The 18452-nt window shown below is 59.7% G+C and carries 17 protein-coding genes and 1 pseudogene; 13 read left to right on the forward strand and 5 right to left on the reverse strand.

Annotated features, from left to right (window positions below):
• Nucleotides 1-2: 2 nt before the first annotated feature.
• The 3 genes from BM225_RS02545 to BM225_RS02555 all read left to right on the forward strand — a co-directional run bounded on the left by BM225_RS02545 (nt 3) and on the right by BM225_RS02555 (nt 3342).
• Nucleotides 3-542: a histidine phosphatase family protein gene (locus tag BM225_RS02545; protein ID WP_072706404.1), complete on the forward strand. Its 540-nt coding sequence runs from the start codon at nt 3-5 to the stop codon at nt 540-542.
• Nucleotides 543-627: 85 nt separating this feature from the next.
• Complete coding sequence (locus tag BM225_RS02550) at nt 628-2364, forward strand: hypothetical protein (RefSeq protein WP_072706405.1); 1737 nt, start codon at nt 628-630, stop codon at nt 2362-2364.
• Between the two features lie 117 nt (nt 2365-2481).
• Complete coding sequence (locus BM225_RS02555; protein WP_218157039.1) at nt 2482-3342, forward strand: aldo/keto reductase; 861 nt, start codon at nt 2482-2484, stop codon at nt 3340-3342.
• Between the two features lie 111 nt (nt 3343-3453).
• Here BM225_RS02555 and BM225_RS02560 read toward each other — a convergent pair whose 3' ends face one another.
• The 3 genes from BM225_RS02560 to BM225_RS02570 are packed head-to-tail and all read right to left on the reverse strand — an operon-like array spanning nt 3454 to nt 6552.
• A complete protein-coding gene (locus BM225_RS02560; protein ID WP_245780396.1) occupies nt 3454-3882 on the reverse strand; it encodes a cyclophilin-like fold protein in 429 nt (142 codons plus the stop codon).
• 40 nt (nt 3883-3922) lie between these two features.
• Entirely contained in the window at nt 3923-6103 is a 2181-nt protein-coding gene (locus BM225_RS02565; RefSeq protein ID WP_072706406.1) for a xanthine dehydrogenase family protein molybdopterin-binding subunit, read from the reverse strand.
• Between the two features lie 2 nt (nt 6104-6105).
• Nucleotides 6106-6552 carry a (2Fe-2S)-binding protein gene (locus tag BM225_RS02570; protein ID WP_072706407.1) on the reverse strand — a complete coding sequence of 149 codons (447 nt, stop codon included), beginning with the start codon at nt 6550-6552 and terminating at the stop codon, nt 6106-6108.
• 383 nt (nt 6553-6935) lie between these two features.
• Between BM225_RS02570 and BM225_RS02575 the strand changes: the two genes are divergently transcribed.
• The 4 genes from BM225_RS02575 (at nt 6936) to BM225_RS02590 (ending at nt 9820) form a co-directional block, all read left to right on the forward strand.
• Nucleotides 6936-7865 (forward strand): LysR family transcriptional regulator, encoded by a 930-nt coding sequence (locus tag BM225_RS02575; RefSeq protein WP_245780397.1) that lies wholly within the window; start codon nt 6936-6938, stop codon nt 7863-7865.
• 99 nt (nt 7866-7964) lie between these two features.
• The gene (locus BM225_RS02580) at nt 7965-8726 is read left to right on the forward strand and encodes a carboxymuconolactone decarboxylase family protein (RefSeq protein ID WP_072706408.1); all 762 of its coding nucleotides are present in this window, start codon (nt 7965-7967) and stop codon (nt 8724-8726) included.
• 50 nt (nt 8727-8776) lie between these two features.
• A complete protein-coding gene (locus tag BM225_RS02585) occupies nt 8777-9409 on the forward strand; it encodes an NADPH-dependent F420 reductase (RefSeq protein ID WP_072706409.1) in 633 nt (210 codons plus the stop codon).
• 12 nt (nt 9410-9421) lie between these two features.
• Nucleotides 9422-9820: a (R)-mandelonitrile lyase gene (locus BM225_RS02590; RefSeq protein ID WP_072706410.1), complete on the forward strand. Its 399-nt coding sequence runs from the start codon at nt 9422-9424 to the stop codon at nt 9818-9820.
• 45 nt (nt 9821-9865) lie between these two features.
• Here BM225_RS02590 and BM225_RS02595 read toward each other — a convergent pair whose 3' ends face one another.
• Nucleotides 9866-10339 carry a DUF2938 domain-containing protein gene (locus BM225_RS02595; RefSeq protein ID WP_072706411.1) on the reverse strand — a complete coding sequence of 158 codons (474 nt, stop codon included), beginning with the start codon at nt 10337-10339 and terminating at the stop codon, nt 9866-9868.
• Between the two features lie 61 nt (nt 10340-10400).
• Complete coding sequence (locus BM225_RS02600; protein WP_177218563.1) at nt 10401-11336, reverse strand: LysR family transcriptional regulator; 936 nt, start codon at nt 11334-11336, stop codon at nt 10401-10403.
• Nucleotides 11337-11483: 147 nt separating this feature from the next.
• Here BM225_RS02600 and chvE point away from each other — a divergent pair, with 147 nt between their 5' ends.
• From chvE to BM225_RS02630, 6 genes and pseudogenes are all read left to right on the forward strand, one after another.
• The gene (gene chvE, locus BM225_RS02605; protein WP_072706413.1) at nt 11484-12545 is read left to right on the forward strand and encodes a multiple monosaccharide ABC transporter substrate-binding protein; all 1062 of its coding nucleotides are present in this window, start codon (nt 11484-11486) and stop codon (nt 12543-12545) included.
• Between the two features lie 82 nt (nt 12546-12627).
• A complete protein-coding gene (gene mmsA, locus BM225_RS02610) occupies nt 12628-14145 on the forward strand; it encodes a multiple monosaccharide ABC transporter ATP-binding protein (protein WP_072706414.1) in 1518 nt (505 codons plus the stop codon).
• Nucleotides 14146-14157: 12 nt separating this feature from the next.
• The gene (gene mmsB / locus BM225_RS02615) at nt 14158-15369 is read left to right on the forward strand and encodes a multiple monosaccharide ABC transporter permease (RefSeq protein WP_072706415.1); all 1212 of its coding nucleotides are present in this window, start codon (nt 14158-14160) and stop codon (nt 15367-15369) included.
• Between the two features lie 4 nt (nt 15370-15373).
• Nucleotides 15374-16339: an AraD1 family protein gene (araD1, locus tag BM225_RS02620; RefSeq protein WP_072706416.1), complete on the forward strand. Its 966-nt coding sequence runs from the start codon at nt 15374-15376 to the stop codon at nt 16337-16339.
• Nucleotides 16340-16357: 18 nt separating this feature from the next.
• On the forward strand, nt 16358-18106 hold the full coding sequence (araD, locus tag BM225_RS02625; RefSeq protein WP_072706417.1) for an L-arabinonate dehydratase: 1749 nt from the start codon (nt 16358-16360) through the stop codon (nt 18104-18106).
• A gap of 116 nt (nt 18107-18222) precedes the next feature.
• Nucleotides 18223-18452 (forward strand): annotated as a pseudogene (locus tag BM225_RS02630) (aldehyde dehydrogenase (NADP(+))); the annotation flags it as partial.

The raw sequence follows: 18452 nt of genomic DNA on the forward strand, positions 1-18452 counted from the left end.
CTATGAAACGGTTGCTCTTTGCACTGCTGTTCCTGCCATCTCTTGCGGTTGCCAATGACTGGGACGTTCTGCGCCAAGAGGGCACGATCGCGATCATGCGCCACGCTTTGGCGCCCGGCGTTGGCGACCCCGAGCCGTTCCAGATCGGCGATTGCAGCACCCAAAGGAACCTTGATGATCGGGGCCGTGAGCAAGCGCGGACAACCGGAGCAGAGCTTCGAGAGCGCGGGATTGCCTTTGATCGCGTCCTGACCAGTCAATGGTGCCGGACTCGCGAGACAGCGACATTGTTGGACGTGGGCCCAGTCGAGGATGCGCAGGCGCTCAATTCCTTTTTCCGCGACTTTTCGGGTAGGGAAGCGCAGACCAAAGAAGCGCTCGCGCTGATCGACGAGCTGAATGGCAAGCTCATGCTGGTGTCGCATCAGGTGAACATTTCAGCGCTGACGGGTCAAAGCACGCGCTCTGGCGAGGTGCTGCTGGCCGAGCGCAGTGGCGACGGGCTGAAGGTGATCGGAAGTATTCTGATCGCCCCGGATTGAGGAACAAGACGCTCCAAAAGAATCTGATCGGCGGCTCCGAATACATGTTATGGTTGTATCTGTAACTGTGTTAGGAGGGCGTGCGATGTCTGGACGGACAGTTGGATTAACCGTAGGCGCGCTGTGGCTGGTCGCCGTCTTGATGTTGGCCGTGATGCAGCCGACCGCGCCGGATCCGGAAGCAGATCCCGACACCCCAGAAACACCGAGCGAAGATGATGTTGGCCGCTATATAGCAGAGGCACTTGCGTCCCGTCCGACCGCGCCTAGCAGCAAACCGATTGAACAGCAAAGGCGCCGAGACCAAGATGCGCCCGATCCGATTGCGATTTTGCTCGCACCGGAAACGGGGGTAAGTCTGGGCTGGGGGTGGAACGCCTTTCATGGCGAGGCAATCCCGACCCGCTGTGTGGAGTTCACGACGGCCAGGCCCTTTGAGGGACAGACCAGCGCTCTGGACTTCACAGAGGTGAACGACCAATTCGAGCTTCAGCAAGCGATGGATATGAGCGCCGAAGCCTCGGTCAAGACGTTGGCCTACGAGGCCAAAGGCGAAGCAAAGTTCAGTAAAACCGCCAAAGTGACCCAGTCCGCGCTCACCTACCTGATCGAGGCCGAGGTGCTGAATGCCCCGCATATGGCCATGCCCCCCGAAGCGGCCGAAAGCAGATCGGTCACGCTGACCCCTTATGCGGAGCGCCTCGCCAATCGTGACATTGACCTGTTCAAAGACGTCTGCGGCACAGGCTACATCTCGGGCACATATGGCGGCGCCAAACTTTCGGTGCTGATTTCGATCACGGCCAGCAGCCGACAAGAGCGCGAGACCGTATCGGCCGAGGTCGAAGGAAAAGGGTGGGGCGCCAAGGTCAATGCCGCGATGAACGGTGACTCGCAGACTGGAAGCAGCGAAGCCAAGCGCGAAATCCATTTTTATCAATCGGGCGGCAAGCCCCAGAAACTGCCCACCGAGCCGGACGAATTGATCGGGATGGCCGAGGATCTGGCGCTTCAGGCCGATCAGGCAGAGCGCATTTTCCGCATCTCCGTGACCCCATACGAAGTTCTGCAGAACTGGCCACGCGAGGAAAACCTGTCTGGTTCGGAGATTGAGTACGAGGAGCTGGCAGCTCTTTGGGGCAGTTTCCAGTCCATGTACTCAGACATTCAGGCGGCTTTGGACGAACCCGACCAATATGTCGTGCCAGAACAGCTCTGCGCGGGCGCGGGCTGTGAGACCCGCTTTGTGCCTGTCACGTCAGGGGCGGCCCGATCGCGGTTGCGCGCGCTCCAAGACGATGTGCTGATCTGGCTTGATCGGCTCGAAATCGCAGCAAGGGACTGCATCAGCGCCGAGGAGATGTGCGAAACCAACATGGCGCACTACCGAACGCCCTATGCTTATCTGACGCAAATGCCTGTACTCGCATCGCTTCTGACCGCCGAAGAGGGTGCGCCAGAGGTGCCGCCACTTGCGCTCTACAAGACAATGTTGATCGAAGAGCCCGCCAAAGGACGCTGCGCGCTGGGCTCTTTAACACCGGGATGCCTGAGTAATAGTGCGATCGACGCGTGGGGCGCACGGATCGGGCAGGTTTCCATCATTCTGGAAAGCCGGTCGGATATCGACGCTTTGCGCGCAACGCTACCTGATCGGCCATCTTCGACCTTCTCGGGCTCAGGCCCCAATCTGCGCGCAGAGGGTGACGCCCCCGTTTGTTACGCAGATGTGTTTCACACCGCTGATCCCGAAACCGAGCTGACCTCGAGCCTGTGGGGACCGCCTGCCTGCATTGAGAACTTGCAGCGCACGCGGGATTAATGAGCGACCCTCATCAGTGCCTTGATGATCACGATGATTATTATCTGCCACCAGACGCCATAGATCACAATCAACGGCGGGGGACCCCGCCAGAGACCTATGGAAAGGAGACAGATTATGATCCTGCAAGAGACACAAACCCTGCCGAACGGCGTGGATATCCCCAAGCTTGCTCTGGGCACTTGGATGATCGACGACGACAAAGTGGCCGACGCGGTCAAAGCGGCGGTTGAAATTGGCTACCGTCATATCGACACCGCCCAAGCTTATGGTAACGAGCGCGGCGTGGGCGAAGGCGTTCGCACCTGCGGCATCCCCCGCGAAGAGCTGTTCGTGCAGACCAAGCTGGCCGCAGAGGTCAAAGATTACGAAGGTGCCAAGGCCGCCATCGACGAGTCGCTCAAGACCATGGGTCTGGACTACCTTGACCTGATGATCATCCACAGCCCGCAGCCTTGGGAAAACTGGGCCGGCGAAGACCGCTTTTTCGAGGGCAATCTGGCCGCTTGGAAAGCTCTGGAAGAGGCCGTAGAGGCGGGCAAAATCCGCGCGATTGGCGTGTCGAACTTCCAAAAGCAGGATCTTGATAACCTGCTAGAGAATGCGACGATCAAGCCGATGATTAATCAGGTTCTGGCGCACGTCGGCAACACCCCGTTTGATCTGATCGACTACGCGAAATCCAACGGCATGCTGGTCGAGGCGTATTCGCCCATCGCCCACGGCAAAATCCTTGATAACGCCGAGATTGGTGCCATCGCCGAGAAGTACGATGTGAGTGTTCCGCAGCTGTGCATCCGCTACATCCTGCAACTGGACCTGCTGGCACTACCCAAAACCGCGAACCCTGACCACATGAAGAGCAACGCGGACGTGAATTTCGAAATCTCGGCCGAAGATATGGATGCTCTGAAATCGCTGACCGCCAAGGACTATGGCGACGCATCAGTCTTTCCCGTGTACAGCGGCGCGGCCTAAACCAAGAGCTTTTTGACCTCGGGTGAAGAGCGGCTTCATCCGGGTCAGAAAGAAAGGGGCGCTTCCTTTGCAACCAAGGAAGCGCCCCTTTTTTGTATCATCCCGTTGTGATCAATCCGCGCGTTCTATCCGGACCTCGATTGGCCCAGACCGGCTGAGCGTCGAAAAATCACCGTCAAACTCTCCCAGCCGCACCAGCCCGCGCGACGCTTGAAACGGAGCGACAAAAATCGCGATGTTTTTCCATGGGGCGTACTGAGTGATGTCGCCAGCCTTGGGCGCATAGCTGTCCGGATTGTCCGAGGCATCCAGCTTGCGGCCCAGATCGGCGACCTTTTCGATACCGTGGTAATCTTCGAGCGTCAGGGTGAGTGGCAGCATGGACGCAAAGTCCTGAGCGGCGGCGGTGTCGTCGAGCGTGGCGCTCAGCGCTGTGTCGCCAGCGTGTACAGTAATTTTCATCTGGTCGGTCTTGTCTTGGGAGAGGGCCATGGCGGGGACGAATGTCATCGCGACCATGGCCATTAGGAACTGTTTCATTGCAAAGAAGGCGGGGACCGTTTGAGCCCCCGCCTTCATATTAACCAAAGCTGTGCTTTGACAGAGGCAGACTGCGGATGCGCTGACCGGTGAGGGCCGCAACCGCATTGACGATTGCCGGACCGACTGCGGGCAGGCCAGGCTCACCCACACCGCCCATCTCGGCACCGCTTTCAACGATTTCGACATGCACCTCGGGCATCTGGTCCGGACGCAGGATCGAGTAGAGGTCAAAGTTCCGCGCAGTGGGTTCGCCATTCTCGTAGATCAGCTCTTCGGCCAAGGTTTGCGATACGCCAAGGGCCGTCGCCGACTGCACCTGTGCCTCGATCACCGCAGGGTTCACGATCTGGCCGGGGTCAATCGCGGTCCAGATGTTGTGCACCTTGACCTCGCCGCCGTCGATAGAGACTTCGGCGATGGTTGCGGCTTCGGACCCAAAGGGCGAGGCCATGGCAACACCGCGCGCGCGGGTTGACCCATCTTCGGCCTCATAGGTGCCAGCCTTCCAGCCGCCGGACAGAGTGCCGACTGTTTGCAGCAAGGTGTGGTGGCGTTCCGAGCCGGACAGCAGGGACAACCGCATTTCGAACGGATCAAGGCCCGCCGCCTCGGCCAGTTCGTCGAGAAAGCTTTCGTACATGAAGTCGTGCATCGAATGCCCGACCGCGCGCCAGTAGCCGATCACCGCAGGGTTATCGGTGTAGACCTGACCGATGGCTTTGTTCGCAATGGCGTAGGGTTTCCCAGACAGACCTTCGGTGGCCGATGGGTCCTTGCCCGCAGGGGCGCCATACCAACGGCCCGTGGGGCCTTCGCCCACCGCTTCGATGCTGAGGGCAGTGGGGCCTTCTGGTCCGACTGTCGCACGGAACCGCGCCAATCCCAACGGACGGGGCGCATCGCGCAGGAAGTCCTCTTCTCGGGTCCAGATCAGCTTAACCGGGCGGCCTGTGGCTTGGGTCAGAGCAATCGCTTGGGGGAACGGGTTCGCGGTTTCATACAGGAAGTGACGGCCAAAGAAGCCACCGAGCATCTGCGAATGCAGCTTAACTTGCGAGGGATCAATGCCCGCCGCCTCTGCGGCGCGGCCCACAAACTGTTCGGGCGCTTGGTTCGGCAACCACAGGTCCAGAGAACCATCTTCGTTCATGCGCGCCGTGGCCGACGGTGGCTCCAACTGACCATGCACCACGTAGGGTGCGTCATATGTGGCCTCGATCACCGTTTCGGCGGCGTCCAGCGTCCCAGCGGCATCGCCTTCGCTTTCGACCGACACCACATCGCCCGTGAAGCCCGCCAGCGTGTCGCGGAACCCTCGGGACGAGAAATCTGCGGGCATGGGCCATTTCGCATCGCCCTCGGTCCACTCAATCTCTGCCGCGTCGATGGCCTTGCGGGCCTGCCAAAACTTATCGGCAACAACCGCGACCGCACCGTCCAGCATGTGGACCGAATGCACGCCGCGCATGGCTTCGATATCGGATTGGTTGGTAACTGCAGACGGGGCCATCCCCAGACGGGGCGCATGACGGACGGCCGCCAGCAGCATACCCTCGACCTCGACATCAATCGAGTATTGCGCCTTGCCCGTTGATTTGTCGCGGACATCAATCCGCGGGGTGCCGCTGCGGATATAGCGGAAGTCTGCGGGATCGCGCAGCGCGACATCCGCGGGGACAGGCATATCCATCGCAGCCTCTGCCAACGCGCCATAACCGATCTTCCGGCCCGAGGCGCTGTGCACCACTTGGCCCGGCTCGGTCGTCAGTTCAGACGCCTCAACGCCCAATTCCTGCGCCGCAGCTTCGATCAGCATTGCACGGGCTGACGCACCGAGGCGCCGCATCAGGGTATAGGAGCTACGGGTCGAGGCACTGCCACCGGTGATACGGAAGCCGCCCATGACACCGAACGGACCGCCCGGCGGCGCAATCTCGACACTGAAATTCTCTGGTGCGAGGTCCAGTTCTTCGCCGACAATTTGTGCCATTGCGGTGTAGACACCCTGACCGCCTTCGATCCACGGGCTCATGAGGTGGGCCGTGCCATCGGGGCGCAACTCTAGGAATGCGGGAACGTCAGGCCCGGCCTCGGACTCTTGGCCGCGCACCGGGCGCGAGGGCAGGGAGGTTGCCAGCACAAGCGAGCCCGCACCAGCCAGAAACCCGCGGCGGGACACATTGATCGGGGTCTTTTTCAACAGATCCATCACACCCATGATTACGCCTCCGATGCGTCGCGCACAGCGGCACGGATCTTGTTATACGTGCCGCAACGGCACAGGTTGGTCATCGCATATTCGATGTCCTCGTCCGTGGGCTGGGGTGTTTCGGTCAGAAGCGCGGTCGCGGCCAGCACCTGACCCGACTGGCAGTACCCACATTGCGGCACTTGATTTTCAACCCAAGCTTCGACCACGCGGCGACCGGTTTCGGTCTCTTCGACGGTTTCGATGGTTGAAATGCTTTGACCAGCCACGGACTCGGCGGGGGTGACGCAGGACCGTGTTGCAACACCATTGACCAAGACAGTGCAGGCCCCGCATTGCGCGATCCCGCATCCGTATTTCGTGCCGGTCAGGCCCAATTCTTCGCGGATGACCCACAGTAGCGGGGTGTCTGGATCGACGTCGACCTCGTGTGATGTTCCGTTGACGGTCAGTTGCATGAAAGCTTCCTTTGTCGGTTGATCTCGGATGGGCATAGCGCCCGATACATAATGAATGTGGGCGCACGGACACGCAGGACAATGCAGATAGATCGATAGGAGTGATGAATCGCACTCATGACCGGAGTTGCACTTCTGCGCGCGCGAAGCCCGAATTGATGAGATCGCTTCATCATTGCATCCCAATTTGGACCAAGGACTTTGCCTGTCCCGCAGCTTACCGTTTCCAGTGCGCAGGGCGCTCTGGACAAGCTGCTTTCTCCTCCCAGGTGGAACCCATTGTCCGGTCCGTCTTGCGTGCCCGTGGCGGCGCAGAACGCAGAGCAGCTATCTGAAATAATCCGTCGACCTTATGAATTTTCATCATATATAGAGAGGGGTTGATGATTACCGAGCCAGAGGCTGTTACCTCCCCCATGATCCGCGAAAATATTACCGATCTCATTGCCTTTGCTGCCGTCGCAGAAGAGCGCAGTTTTACCCGTGCTGCCGCAAGGCTAAATGTCTCGCAATCCGCTTTGTCCCACACAATCAAGGGGCTAGAGCAGCGTCTTGGCTTGCGCCTGTTGACGCGCACCACCCGTACGGTGGCTCCGACGCTCGAGGGCGAAGACTTGCTCGCCACGCTCAATCCCTGTTTCGAACGGATTGAAAACCGTCTGCAAGCACTGAACGAGACCCGCGACGAGCCGACGGGCACGGTACGGATTGTCGCCGTCGAATATGCGATCGAGAGCATTCTGTGGCCTAAACTTTCGCCGATGTTGCGCAAGTATCCAGCGGTAAATGTCGAACTGGTCATGGAATACGAATACACCGATCTGGCGCATTCTCGCTGCGATGCGGGCGTGCGATATGGTGATCAGGTGGCCGAGGGCATGATTGCCATGCGGATCGGACCGGACGAACGGATGATCTGTGTCGGCGCGCCGTCGTATTTCGCAACGGCCAAGACGCCAGAGCATCCCAACGACCTGACGGAGCACGCCTGTATTAACCTGCGCTTGTCGAACCATGGCGCGCTTTATGCGTGGGAATTCGAGGACGAAGAGGGCAAAGAAATCCGTGTAAAGGTCGAAGGACAGGCGACTTTTAACACGATCAATACGGTGATCCGCGCGGCCTTGGACGGCCATGGGTTAGCTTGTGTGCCCGAACGGTTGGCCAAGCCGCATCTCGATGCAGGCACGCTAAAAACGTGTCTGGACGCATATTGCCCCAGCTTTCCGGGGTTTCATCTGTACTATCCCAGCCGTCAGCGGTCCTCTTCGGCGTTCGAAGTTGTGCTCGAAGCGTTGCGCCATCGGGATTGATGATCTGCTCTCATCATTGTGCTGCGGGATTTCTGCATTAAGTTTTCCGCTAGGGAAACCACCTCTGTGGGGTAACGCCGAACAAAAAGGAGTCACCCCATGAAAACCCATCTCGCCGCCTCTGCAATCGCTTTGATGGGCACCCAGTCCTTTGCTCAGGACCTGAGTAACACACTCCCCGATAGCGTCGCGTCTGTCGCGCCTGCGCTTCAATCCTATGCTGCCAAAGATCTGTTTGGCACGGTCTGGAACGCAGAAACACTCTCCGTGCGCGATCGTGCGCTAGTCACATTTGCCGCGATGGTTACACGCCACGAGGCGGATCAACTTGGCCGCTTTACCGAACTTGCGCTTGATGCCGGAGTGACCGCACCAGAGCTTAGCGAAACCATCACGCATCTGGCCTTCTACACCGGTTGGGGCAATGCCACTGCCGCCGCCGAAGCCATGGCACCTGTTTATGCCGAGCGCGGCATCACCGCTGACGACCTGCCCGGCGCCGATCCTGAACTGCTCCCCTTGGACGAAGAGGCCGAAGCCCAGCGTCAGAACATGGTCCAAGACAATTACGGCAGCACGAGCCAAGGCGTCGTGGACTACACTGAATCCTATCTCTTCCGCGATCTATGGCTGCGTCCTGATCTGGCGCCCCGTGACCGCAGCCTCGTCACCGTGGCAGGCCTGATCGCCGCCGGTCAGCCTGAACAGATGACCTTTCACCTGAACCGCGCCATGGACAACGGCCTGACCCAAGAAGAAGCGGGCGGCATGCTGGCCCATCTGGCCTTCTACGCTGGCTGGCCGCGTGTGTTCTCGGCGATGCCGGTGGCCAAAGAAGTCTTTGCCAACCGCGCGGAATAACCCATTGATGGCGCGCAGGAACATTGCGCGCCATCCACTTGGAGACACTTATGAAGATCGCAATTCTTGGCTCTGGTTTGATGGGCGCGGCGCTAGGCCGCGTCTGGGCCAAAGCAGGCCACGACATTATTTTCAGCTATTCCAGAAGCGCCTCGAAACTAGAGCGGCTTGCCTCTGAGACAGGCGGCGCGGCGGCCTCGGTTGCGGATGCGGTAGACCAAGCGGACGCGGTTCTGCTGTCGGTGCACTGGTCGAATGTCGATGACGTTTTGACCCAAGCAGGCGACTTGGCGGGCAAGGTTGTGCTGAACTGCTGCGTGCCCCTCGACGATGCCAATGACTCGCTCGTTCTAGGTCCCAAAACGTCTGGTGCTGAAGAGTTGGCGCGCTTGCGTCCTCAAGCGATTTGGGTCAGCTGTTTCAACACCGCTCCCTCCGAAAGCTTCGCGCCCGTGTACGCGAACAAGGGGCAGGGCACGCCGCCAGATCTCTTGATGTATGGCGATGCCCCGCAGGCCAAAGCCGTCGCGAAACAACTGATCAAAGACGCGGGGTTTGCCCCGCTCGAGGCTGGCGGATTGAAAACAGGTCGCTACGCCGAACCTTTCGCCATGGTCACCGCCGTGCTCGCTTACGGACAACCGGGCGGGCCAGCCCTGACCTATAACTTTAAGAAACTCTGAAAGGAGAAACTCATGAAAATCACTCGTTCTGGCGCAAACGCCTCTGTCCCTGGCCCCGAAGATTACTTCACCGGCACCGTCCGTATCGATCCCATGTTCCAAGCCGAAGATCCCGGCCGTGTGGCGGGCAGCCATGTGACCTTTGAACCCGGTGCGCGCACCGCATGGCATACGCACCCCGCGGGCCAGACCTTGATCGTGACCTTTGGTCGGGGCCGCGTGCAGCGCGAAGAGGGTCCTGTCGAGGAAATCAGCCAAGGCGACGTGGTGTGGTTCCCCGCAGGTGAAAAACACTGGCACGGCGCGGCGCCCGACACCGCCATGAGCCACATTGCTGTACAAGAGGCCATCGACGGCGAAGCCGTGACATGGTTGGAAAAGGTCTCTGACGCCGACTATAGCGTCGAGTGATCCATCAAAGCCCCGCCTATGCGTCCCATGGGCGGGGCTTTTTAGTTAAACAATCAGCGCGCCGATCCACAGGCCGATGCCAAACCACGTATGGGCAATCAGGCCGAACAGGCGGCCTTTGTTCGGGTTTGGCGTTTTAGACAGCGCCACACCAAGGCCCATGCCTGGCTGCAGTAGGAACCACCCAGCCGCGATGGTCAGCAGCGCATAAATCCAAACGGGCAGGAAGGTTGGCTCGGCAAGCCACGCGGCGCCCGCGATGAGCGCAAAGAAGATCCCGTAGATGATCCCGACCACGTAGTGCACTGCCCATCCCAGCGCTAACTCGTTTTGAACTGGCGCAGCAGCGCTGATGTCATCGTGAAAGACCTTGCCCGAGGGTAGATGGCCTGCCCAACGCCCGACCATTGCCCAATTTGGCATAGGCATGCCCGCGAATTGGCGCAGGACCAAAGCCCAGATGTCCATGACGATGGTCGCCACGAGGCCCATCACAATTCCTTCGATCACCGCACTCATCGGGGGCTCCCTCCATTCCGCCGGTCGTTTGCGCTATCAAAGGCGCAATCGGCCCGCATGTTCAACCCGTCATGGGCGAACTTGGATGCGAGAGCACTCTTTCACGGACCATCCGAAGCAGTGTCACCGCCGCCGCTGGCAAGACGCGGTGGCGTTTGGTGACGATCTGATAGGGGACCACAGTGACGGGACGGGTCAGGGCGAGTTTCTTGAAATTCGCAGAAACGGGCGGTTCCAGCATCATGTCCAAAACTTCTTGGGACATGGGGGCGACCGCGTCGGACTGGCTGACCAGAGCCACGATCACCAGAAGCGACGAGGTGGTGATTACATCTTTAGGGGAATGCAGCCCCTCTTCGGCAAAGGCGGTTTCGATGGCAGCGCGGATCGGGGTGCCGCGGTCCTGCAGAATCCAAGGCAGGTTCTCTAGCGCCGCCATGTCCACGGGCGCCTGACAGAGCAGCGGATGCCCATCGCGAACCAGCAATCGCACCACTTCGTCTTGGGCAATCTCTACCGCAAAATCCCGCCAGTCGGCCGAGGCTGGGACCCGCCCCAAGACGAAATCCAGATCGCCGCGATCTAGCGCTTGGATCAACTGCACAGATGGCGCCACTTCCACCGAAATTTCGACCCCCGGCGCGTCGGACTTCAGTTTCTGGATCGCGGGAACCAGCTGGCCAAGGGCAGGGCCGGTCACCGCCCCGACCCGCACAGTCCCACCCAAGCCGTCCTTCAGGTCATTGAATTCTTGTGACATCTGCCAGAGGTCGTTCGCGATGCGTTCTGCATGGCGGACCATCACCCAGCCTGCGGGTGTCGGCTCCATCCCCTTGGGCGTGCGGTCAAAGAGTTTGGTGGACAGGTTCTTTTCGATCTCGGCCAACATGCGCGAGGCCGCAGGCTGGGTCATCTGGCAGACACCGGCGGCCACCTGCAATTGACCGTGCGACGCTACCGCCGCAATCAGCCGCGCCTGTGCGGGCCGCAAGTTCATCAGGTAGTCCATCAATCACTTACCAATATTGGAATGCAGAATAATTGTATTGGTATTTGAATGGTATGTCACGCCTCTCTACGGTTTTGGGCACGGCCAAAAGGTCGACAGGGGTGCAGGAGGACGCACCCACAGGGAGGATACAAAATGAAATTCATGAAATTCGCGGGTGCGCTCGCGATCTCTGCTGTTGCATTTGCAGCTGCCGCTGACGCCGCAGACAAAGGCACCGTTGGCATTTCCATGCCCACCAAGTCGTCGTCGCGCTGGATCTCGGACGGCAACTCGATGGTCGAACAGTTTCAGGCCGCGGGCTACGAAACCGACCTGCAGTACGCAGAGGATGACATTCCGAACCAGCTGGCGCAGATCGAGAACATGATCACCAAAGGTGTGGACGTTCTGGTCATTGCAGCCATCGACGGCACCACTCTGTCGAACGCGCTGGCGAACGCAGCCGCGTCTGACATTGACGTGATTGCCTATGACCGCCTGATCCGCGACTCCGGTGACGTCAGCTACTACGCGACCTTTGACAACTTCAAAGTCGGCGTGCAGCAGGCGACCAGCGTTGTTGACGGCCTGAAAGAGCGCTTTGGCGATGGCCCCTATAACGTCGAACTGTTCGGCGGCTCGCCCGACGATAACAACGCCTACTTCTTCTACGACGGCGCGATGAGCGTTCTGCAGCCGTTGATAGACAGCGGCGAGATCGTGATCCAGTCCGGCCAGATGGGCATGGACAAGGTCGGCACCTTGCGTTGGGACGGTGCGGTTGCTCAGGCGCGCATGGATAACATCCTGTCCGCCAACTACACCGACAAAGAAGTCCACGGCGTTCTGTCGCCCTATGACGGTCTGTCGATCGGTATTCTGTCCTCGCTCAAGGGCGTTGGCTATGGCTCGGGCGATCTGAAGATGCCGATCGTCTCCGGTCAGGACGCCGAAATCCCCTCGGTCAAGTCGATCCTGGCTGGCGAACAGTACGCGACCGTCTTTAAGGACACCCGCGAACTGGCCCGCGTCACCGTGGGCATGGTCGAAGCGGTCCTGAACGATGCAGAGCCCGAAATCAACGACACCAGCACCTATGACAACGGCGTCAAAGTTGTGCCTTCCTACCTGCTGGAGCCGGTTCCGGTCGATGCCAGCAACTGGGAAGAGGTGCTGATCGGTTCGGGTTACTACACCGAAGACCAGATCAAGTAATACCTCCCAAGGGGCTGGCCGCCTGCGTCCTCGGGTGTGGGCGGCCTTTTTTATACAATTCCCACAGACGAGGGTCCGCCCCATGTCGATCCTTCTCGAAATGCGAGAGATCACCAAGGAATTCCCCGGCGTCAAAGCGCTGGACCGCGTGAACCTGCAGGTGGCCGAAGGGGAAATCCACGCCATCTGCGGCGAGAATGGCGCAGGCAAGTCCACCCTGATGAAGGTGTTGTCGGGCGTGTATCCCGCAGGCAGCTACGACGGCGAAATCCATTATGACGGCCAGTTGGCCGAGTTCCGCACCCTGCGCGACAGCGAGGACCGCGGCATCGTGATTATCCACCAAGAGCTTGCTCTGGTGCCCGAACTGTCGATTGCAGAAAATCTGTTCATCGGCAACGAGCGCGCCCAAAAGGGCGTCATGAACTGGCACGAAACCTTTCAGGAGACCGAGCAACTCTTGAAAAAGGTCGGGCTGAAGGATTCCCCAGGCACGCAGGTCGATAAAATCGGCGTGGGCAAACAGCAGCTGGTCGAGATTGCCAAAGCCTTGGCCAAAGACGTGCGCTTGCTGATCCTCGACGAGCCGACAGCGGCCCTGCAAGAGAATGACAGCCGCAAGCTACTCGATCTGATGCTGGAGCTGAAGGCGCAGGGTGTGACCTGCATCATCATCAGCCATAAGTTGAACGAAGTCCGCTATGTTGCTGATAGTGTGACAGTTATTCGCGATGGCATGACCGTCTCGACTTTGGATGCCAAGGCCGGATTGTCCGAAGATGACATTGTCCGTGACATGGTGGGCCGCGATATGTCCAACCGCTATCCGGACCGCGAACGCCGCGCTGGCGATCTGCTGCTCGAGGTCGAAGGCTGGAACGTCTGGCACCCCGAACACTCGGAACGTCAGGTGATCAAGGACATCAGCTTTAACGTCCGCGCGGGCGAAGTCGTCGGGATCGCGGGGGTGATGGGCTCGGGACGCACTGAATTGGCTATGTCGATCTTTGGCCAAAGCTGGGGGCGCAACATCAGCGGCACCGCGAAACTGCGGGGAAGCGCTATGGATGTCTCCACCGTGGACCGCGCCATCAACGGCGGCTTGGCTTACGTGACCGAGGATCGCAAATCGCTGGGGCTCGTGCTGGACGAAACGATCCAGTTCAACACCACGCTGGCAAACCTCGAGGAGGTGTCGGCCAAGGGCGTTCTGAACCCGAACGAAGAAACCAAGGCCGCCGAGTACTATCGCAAGGCCCTGCGCACCCGCACCCCCAGCGTTTTCCAGAAGGTCGGAAACCTGTCGGGCGGAAACCAGCAGAAGGTCGTCCTTGGTAAATGGCTGTTTACCGGACCAGAGGTTCTGATCCTCGATGAGCCGACCCGCGGCATCGACGTGGGCGCCAAATACGAAATCTACGCGATCATCAACGAGCTGTCCGCCCAAGGCAAAGGCGTCGTGATGATCAGCTCTGAAATGCCCGAGCTACTGGGCATGTGCGATCGCATCTACGTCATGAACGAAGGGGCCTTTGTCGGCGAAATGCCGGCCGCTGAGGCCACCCAAGAGCGCATCATGTCGCTCATCGTCACGGAATAAGGGAACACCGGAATGACGAGCCAAAACAACGGTTTAAAATCCTATCTTTCAGCACATATGAAAGACTACGGCCTCTTGTTCGCGCTGATCGCGATCATGGCGTTTTTCCAGATTATGACGGACGGCACGCTGATGCGGCCCGTCAACATCACCAACCTGTTCCTGCAGAACAGCTACATCATCGTGATGGCGCTGGGGATGCTGATCGTCATTGTCGCGGGGCATATCGACCTGTCCGTGGGGTCCGTCATGGGCTTCATCGGGGCGTTGGCGGCGGTGATGATCGTGAATTGGGACATGCCCGTGTGGGTGACCATTCCGATTTGCGTGGCCTTGGGCGGCGTCATCGGCGCGGCGCAGGGCTACTGGGTGGCCTATTGGAAAATTCCCAGCTTTATCGCGACATTGGCGGGCATGCTTGTGTTCCGTGGGGCGTCCCTCTGGCTGCTCGAAGGGCAATCCGTGGGTCCGTTCCCCCAAAGCTTCCAAGTCCTCTCGACCGGCTTCATCGGCGACTTCTTTAGCCGTGAAACCACTGCTCCGATCGCTGAACTTGTCGGGTCGCGCAACTTCAACGTCCTGAGCCTGTCGGTCGGTGTCATCTCAGCCATGGTCATCGTATGGCTCGGTCTGCGCCAACGCGCACGGGGCAAAGCCTACGGGATCGAAGGTGAACCCAGCGCGTTTTTCTGGGGCCGGAATATCATCGTCCTTGGCGCGCTGATCTTCCTGTCGTTCAAGCTGGCGACCTTCCGCGGCCTGCCGAACGTGCTGCTGACCATGGGGATCCTCATCGTCTTCTACGCCTTTGTGACCGAAAAAACCGTGATTGGCCGCAGGATCTATGCCCTTGGCGGCAACGAGAAAGCTGCGAAGCTGTCTGGGATCAAAACCGAACGCCTGACCTTCTTTGCCTTTGTGAACATGGGCGTTCTGGCGGCGATCGCGGGCCTGATCTTTGCGGCGCGTCTGAACACTGCGACCCCCAAAGCCGGTTTCGGCATGGAGCTGGACGTGATCGCGGCGGTCTTTATCGGTGGTGCGTCGATGTCCGGCGGCTCTGGCAAGATCGTGGGCGCTGTGGTCGGAGCCTTTATCATGGGCGTTCTGAACAACGGCATGTCCATCCTTGGCATCGGGATTGATTACCAGCAGATGATCAAAGGCCTCGTGCTCTTGGCTGCGGTTGTCTTCGACGTCTACAACAAACAGAAACAGGCCTAAGATCATGCATTTGTCCGAACTCAAAGCCGGTGGTGTGATCGTCCGCGATGGCGACGACGCCCGCCTGATCCCCGCGATCAAAACCGTTTACGCCTTGGCCGAACTGGCCGTGAACAAGGGCTGCAAGATCGCCGATGTGATCCCCGATGGCGGGGAGCCTGTCGACGTGGCGGCTCTGGCATCCGAGGGCAAGCTGGATGTCCCCGTCCGCCATCCTGAACCGGCTCGTATGTACCTGTGCGGGACGGGCCTGACCCACCTTGGGTCCGCCTCAACCCGCAACGCGATGCACGCAGCGGCCACCGAAGATGTGTCCGACTCCATGAAAATGTTCCAGATGGGTGTCGAGGGCGGCAAGCCTGCGGATGGTGCGGTCGGCGCGCAGCCCGAATGGTTCTACAAAGGGCCGGGCACCGAGGCTGTCGCCCCCGGCGATCCGCTGCTGAGCCCCGGTTTTGCGCTGGACGGCGGGGAGGAACCCGAGATCGCGGGATTCTACCTCATCGGTGCGGACGGCACGCCCAACCGCATCGGCTTTACCCTGTCGAACGAATTCTCAGATCACGTGACCGAACGGATCAACTATCTGTTCCTCGCTCATTCGAAACTGCGTCCGGCATCCTTTGGTCCCGAGCTTCTGGTGGGCGAACTCCCTCGTCACATTGAGGGCCGCAGCCGCATCCTGCGCGGGGGCGAGGTGATCTTTGATCAGCCCTTTGTGTCGGGTGAGGACAACATGTCCCACACCATCGCGAACCTTGAACACCATCATTTCAAGTATGCGCCGTTCCGGCGGGCAGGGGATCTGCACGTCCACATGTTCGGCACCGCCACTTTGTCCTTCGGGGCTGGTGTGAAAACCGAAGATGGCGATGTGTTTGAAATCAGCGCGCCCGCGTTTGGTGCGCCCCTGCGCAATGCACTGCAGACGCAGGCCGATAGCGGTCTCGTCACCACCCGCACTCTCTAACGCTCCGGAGCTGACCCCATGTCGACAAACTTTACGCCCGCCCCTTGGCCCCGTCGTCTGCGCTCGCAGGAATGGTACGCGGGCAATTCTCGGGATACGATCTATCACCGCGGCTGGATGAAGAACCAAGGCTACCCGCACGATCTGTTCGACGGACGCCCGATTATCGGCATCCTGAATACATGGTCGGACCTGACCCCCTGCAACGGCCACCTGCGCGAGCTGTCGGAAAAGGTGAAGGCCGGCATCTGGGAAGCTGGGGGCTTTCCGGTTGAAGTGCCCGTGTTCAGCGCGTCCGAAAACACCTTCCGCCCCACGGCGATGATGTTCCGCAACCTTGCCGCCCTATCGATCGAGGAAACCATTCGCGGGCAGCCCATTGATGGCGCGGTTCTGCTGGTCGGCTGTGACAAGACGACCCCAAGCCTGATGATGGCGGCGGCCTCCTGTGATATTCCGTCCATCGTTGTGACCGGCGGGCCAATGTTGAACGGCTATTTCCGTGGGGAACGCGTTGGCAGCGGAACGCATCTTTGGAAATTCTCCGAGGCGGTGAAAGCCGGAGAGATGACCCAAGAAGACTTCCTAGAGGCGGAGCAGAGCATGTCGCGCTCCTCTGGCACCTGCAACACGATGGGGACCGCTAGCACGATGGCCTCGATGGCCGAAGCTCTGGGTATGGCCCTGTCCGGCAACGCGGCCATTCCGGCGGTGGACAGCCGCCGCCGCGTGATGGCGCAGCTTTCGGGGCGCCGCATTGTGCAGATGGTCAAGGACGATTTGAAGCCTTCGGATATTATGACCAAAGAGGCCTTTGAAAACGCAATCCGCTGCAACGGTGCAATCGGCGGTTCGACAAATGCCGTGATCCACTTGCTGGCGGTCGCTGGCCGTGTTGGCGTTGATTTGACGCTGGACGACTGGGACCGATGCGGTCGGGATGTGGCGACAATTGTGAACCTTATGCCGTCAGGTGAATACCTGATGGAAGAGTTCTTTTACGCGGGCGGTCTGCCTGTGGTCCTCAAACGCTTGGGCGAGGGCGACCAGCTTCACAAAGAGGCTCTGACTGTATCTGGTGAAACGATCTGGGACGAGGTCAAGGACGTCGTCAATCACAACGAAGATGTGATCGTGCCATTGGACAAGGCCCTGACCGACCAAGGCGGCATCGCTGTTCTGAAGGGCAATCTCGCGCCAAATGGCGCGGTGCTGAAGCCGTCGGCGGCGAGCCCGAACCTCTTGCAGCACCGCGGGCGCGCTGTCGTGTTCGAGGATATCGATGACTACAAAGCCAAGATCAACGATCCGGATCTGGATATCGACGAGACCTGCGTGATGGTGCTGAAAAATTGCGGTCCCAAGGGCTATCCTGGCATGGCAGAAGTCGGAAACATGGGTCTGCCGCCAAAGGTTCTAAAGAAAGGCATCACCGATATGGTGCGCATTTCGGACGCGCGCATGTCGGGCACAGCCTATGGGACCGTGGTTCTGCACACCTCGCCCGAGGCGGCGGCAGGGGGGCCTCTCGCGGTGATCCGCGACGGGGACATGATCGAGATGGACGTGCCAAACCGCCGTTTGCACGTCGATATTTCCGAGGAAGAGATGGCCGCCCGTCTGGCCGCGTGGCACCCTGCGCATGAGCAGGCCGGCAGCGGGTATGCATGGCTGCATCAGACACATGTGCAAGGTGCTGACACTGGTGCTGACCTCGATTTCCTGAAAGGGTGCCGTGGGAATGCTGTCGGAAAAGACAGCCACTGAGTGTGCTCTTGGCTGGGGGCGTGTGCCTCCGGCGGGAGTATTTTTTGCAAAGATGAAAGATGGAGCGTTTTGTGGGTTGGCTTTTGGGCTGGCTTGGAGCGCGGAGGAGATGAGAGATGGGATTTGAACCGCACGGCAAGCATTTGGTGGCCGGAGAGTGGGTCGCAGGCGACGCGACGTTCAAGAACGAGCCGGTGAGCGGCGCTGCGTTTGAGTTTAGTGTCGGGACGCCTGAGCTGGTGGATCAGGCTTGTCAGGCCGCCGAAGAGGCGTTCTGGGAGTATGGCTATTCCAGCCGCGAGACGCGCGCGCAGTTTTTGGAAGCGATCGCCGACGAGATTGATGC

Origin of the sequence: Donghicola eburneus (genome assembly GCF_900115865.1) — a bacterium.
In the GTDB taxonomy this organism is placed as follows: Bacteria; Pseudomonadota; Alphaproteobacteria; order Rhodobacterales; family Rhodobacteraceae; genus Donghicola; species Donghicola eburneus.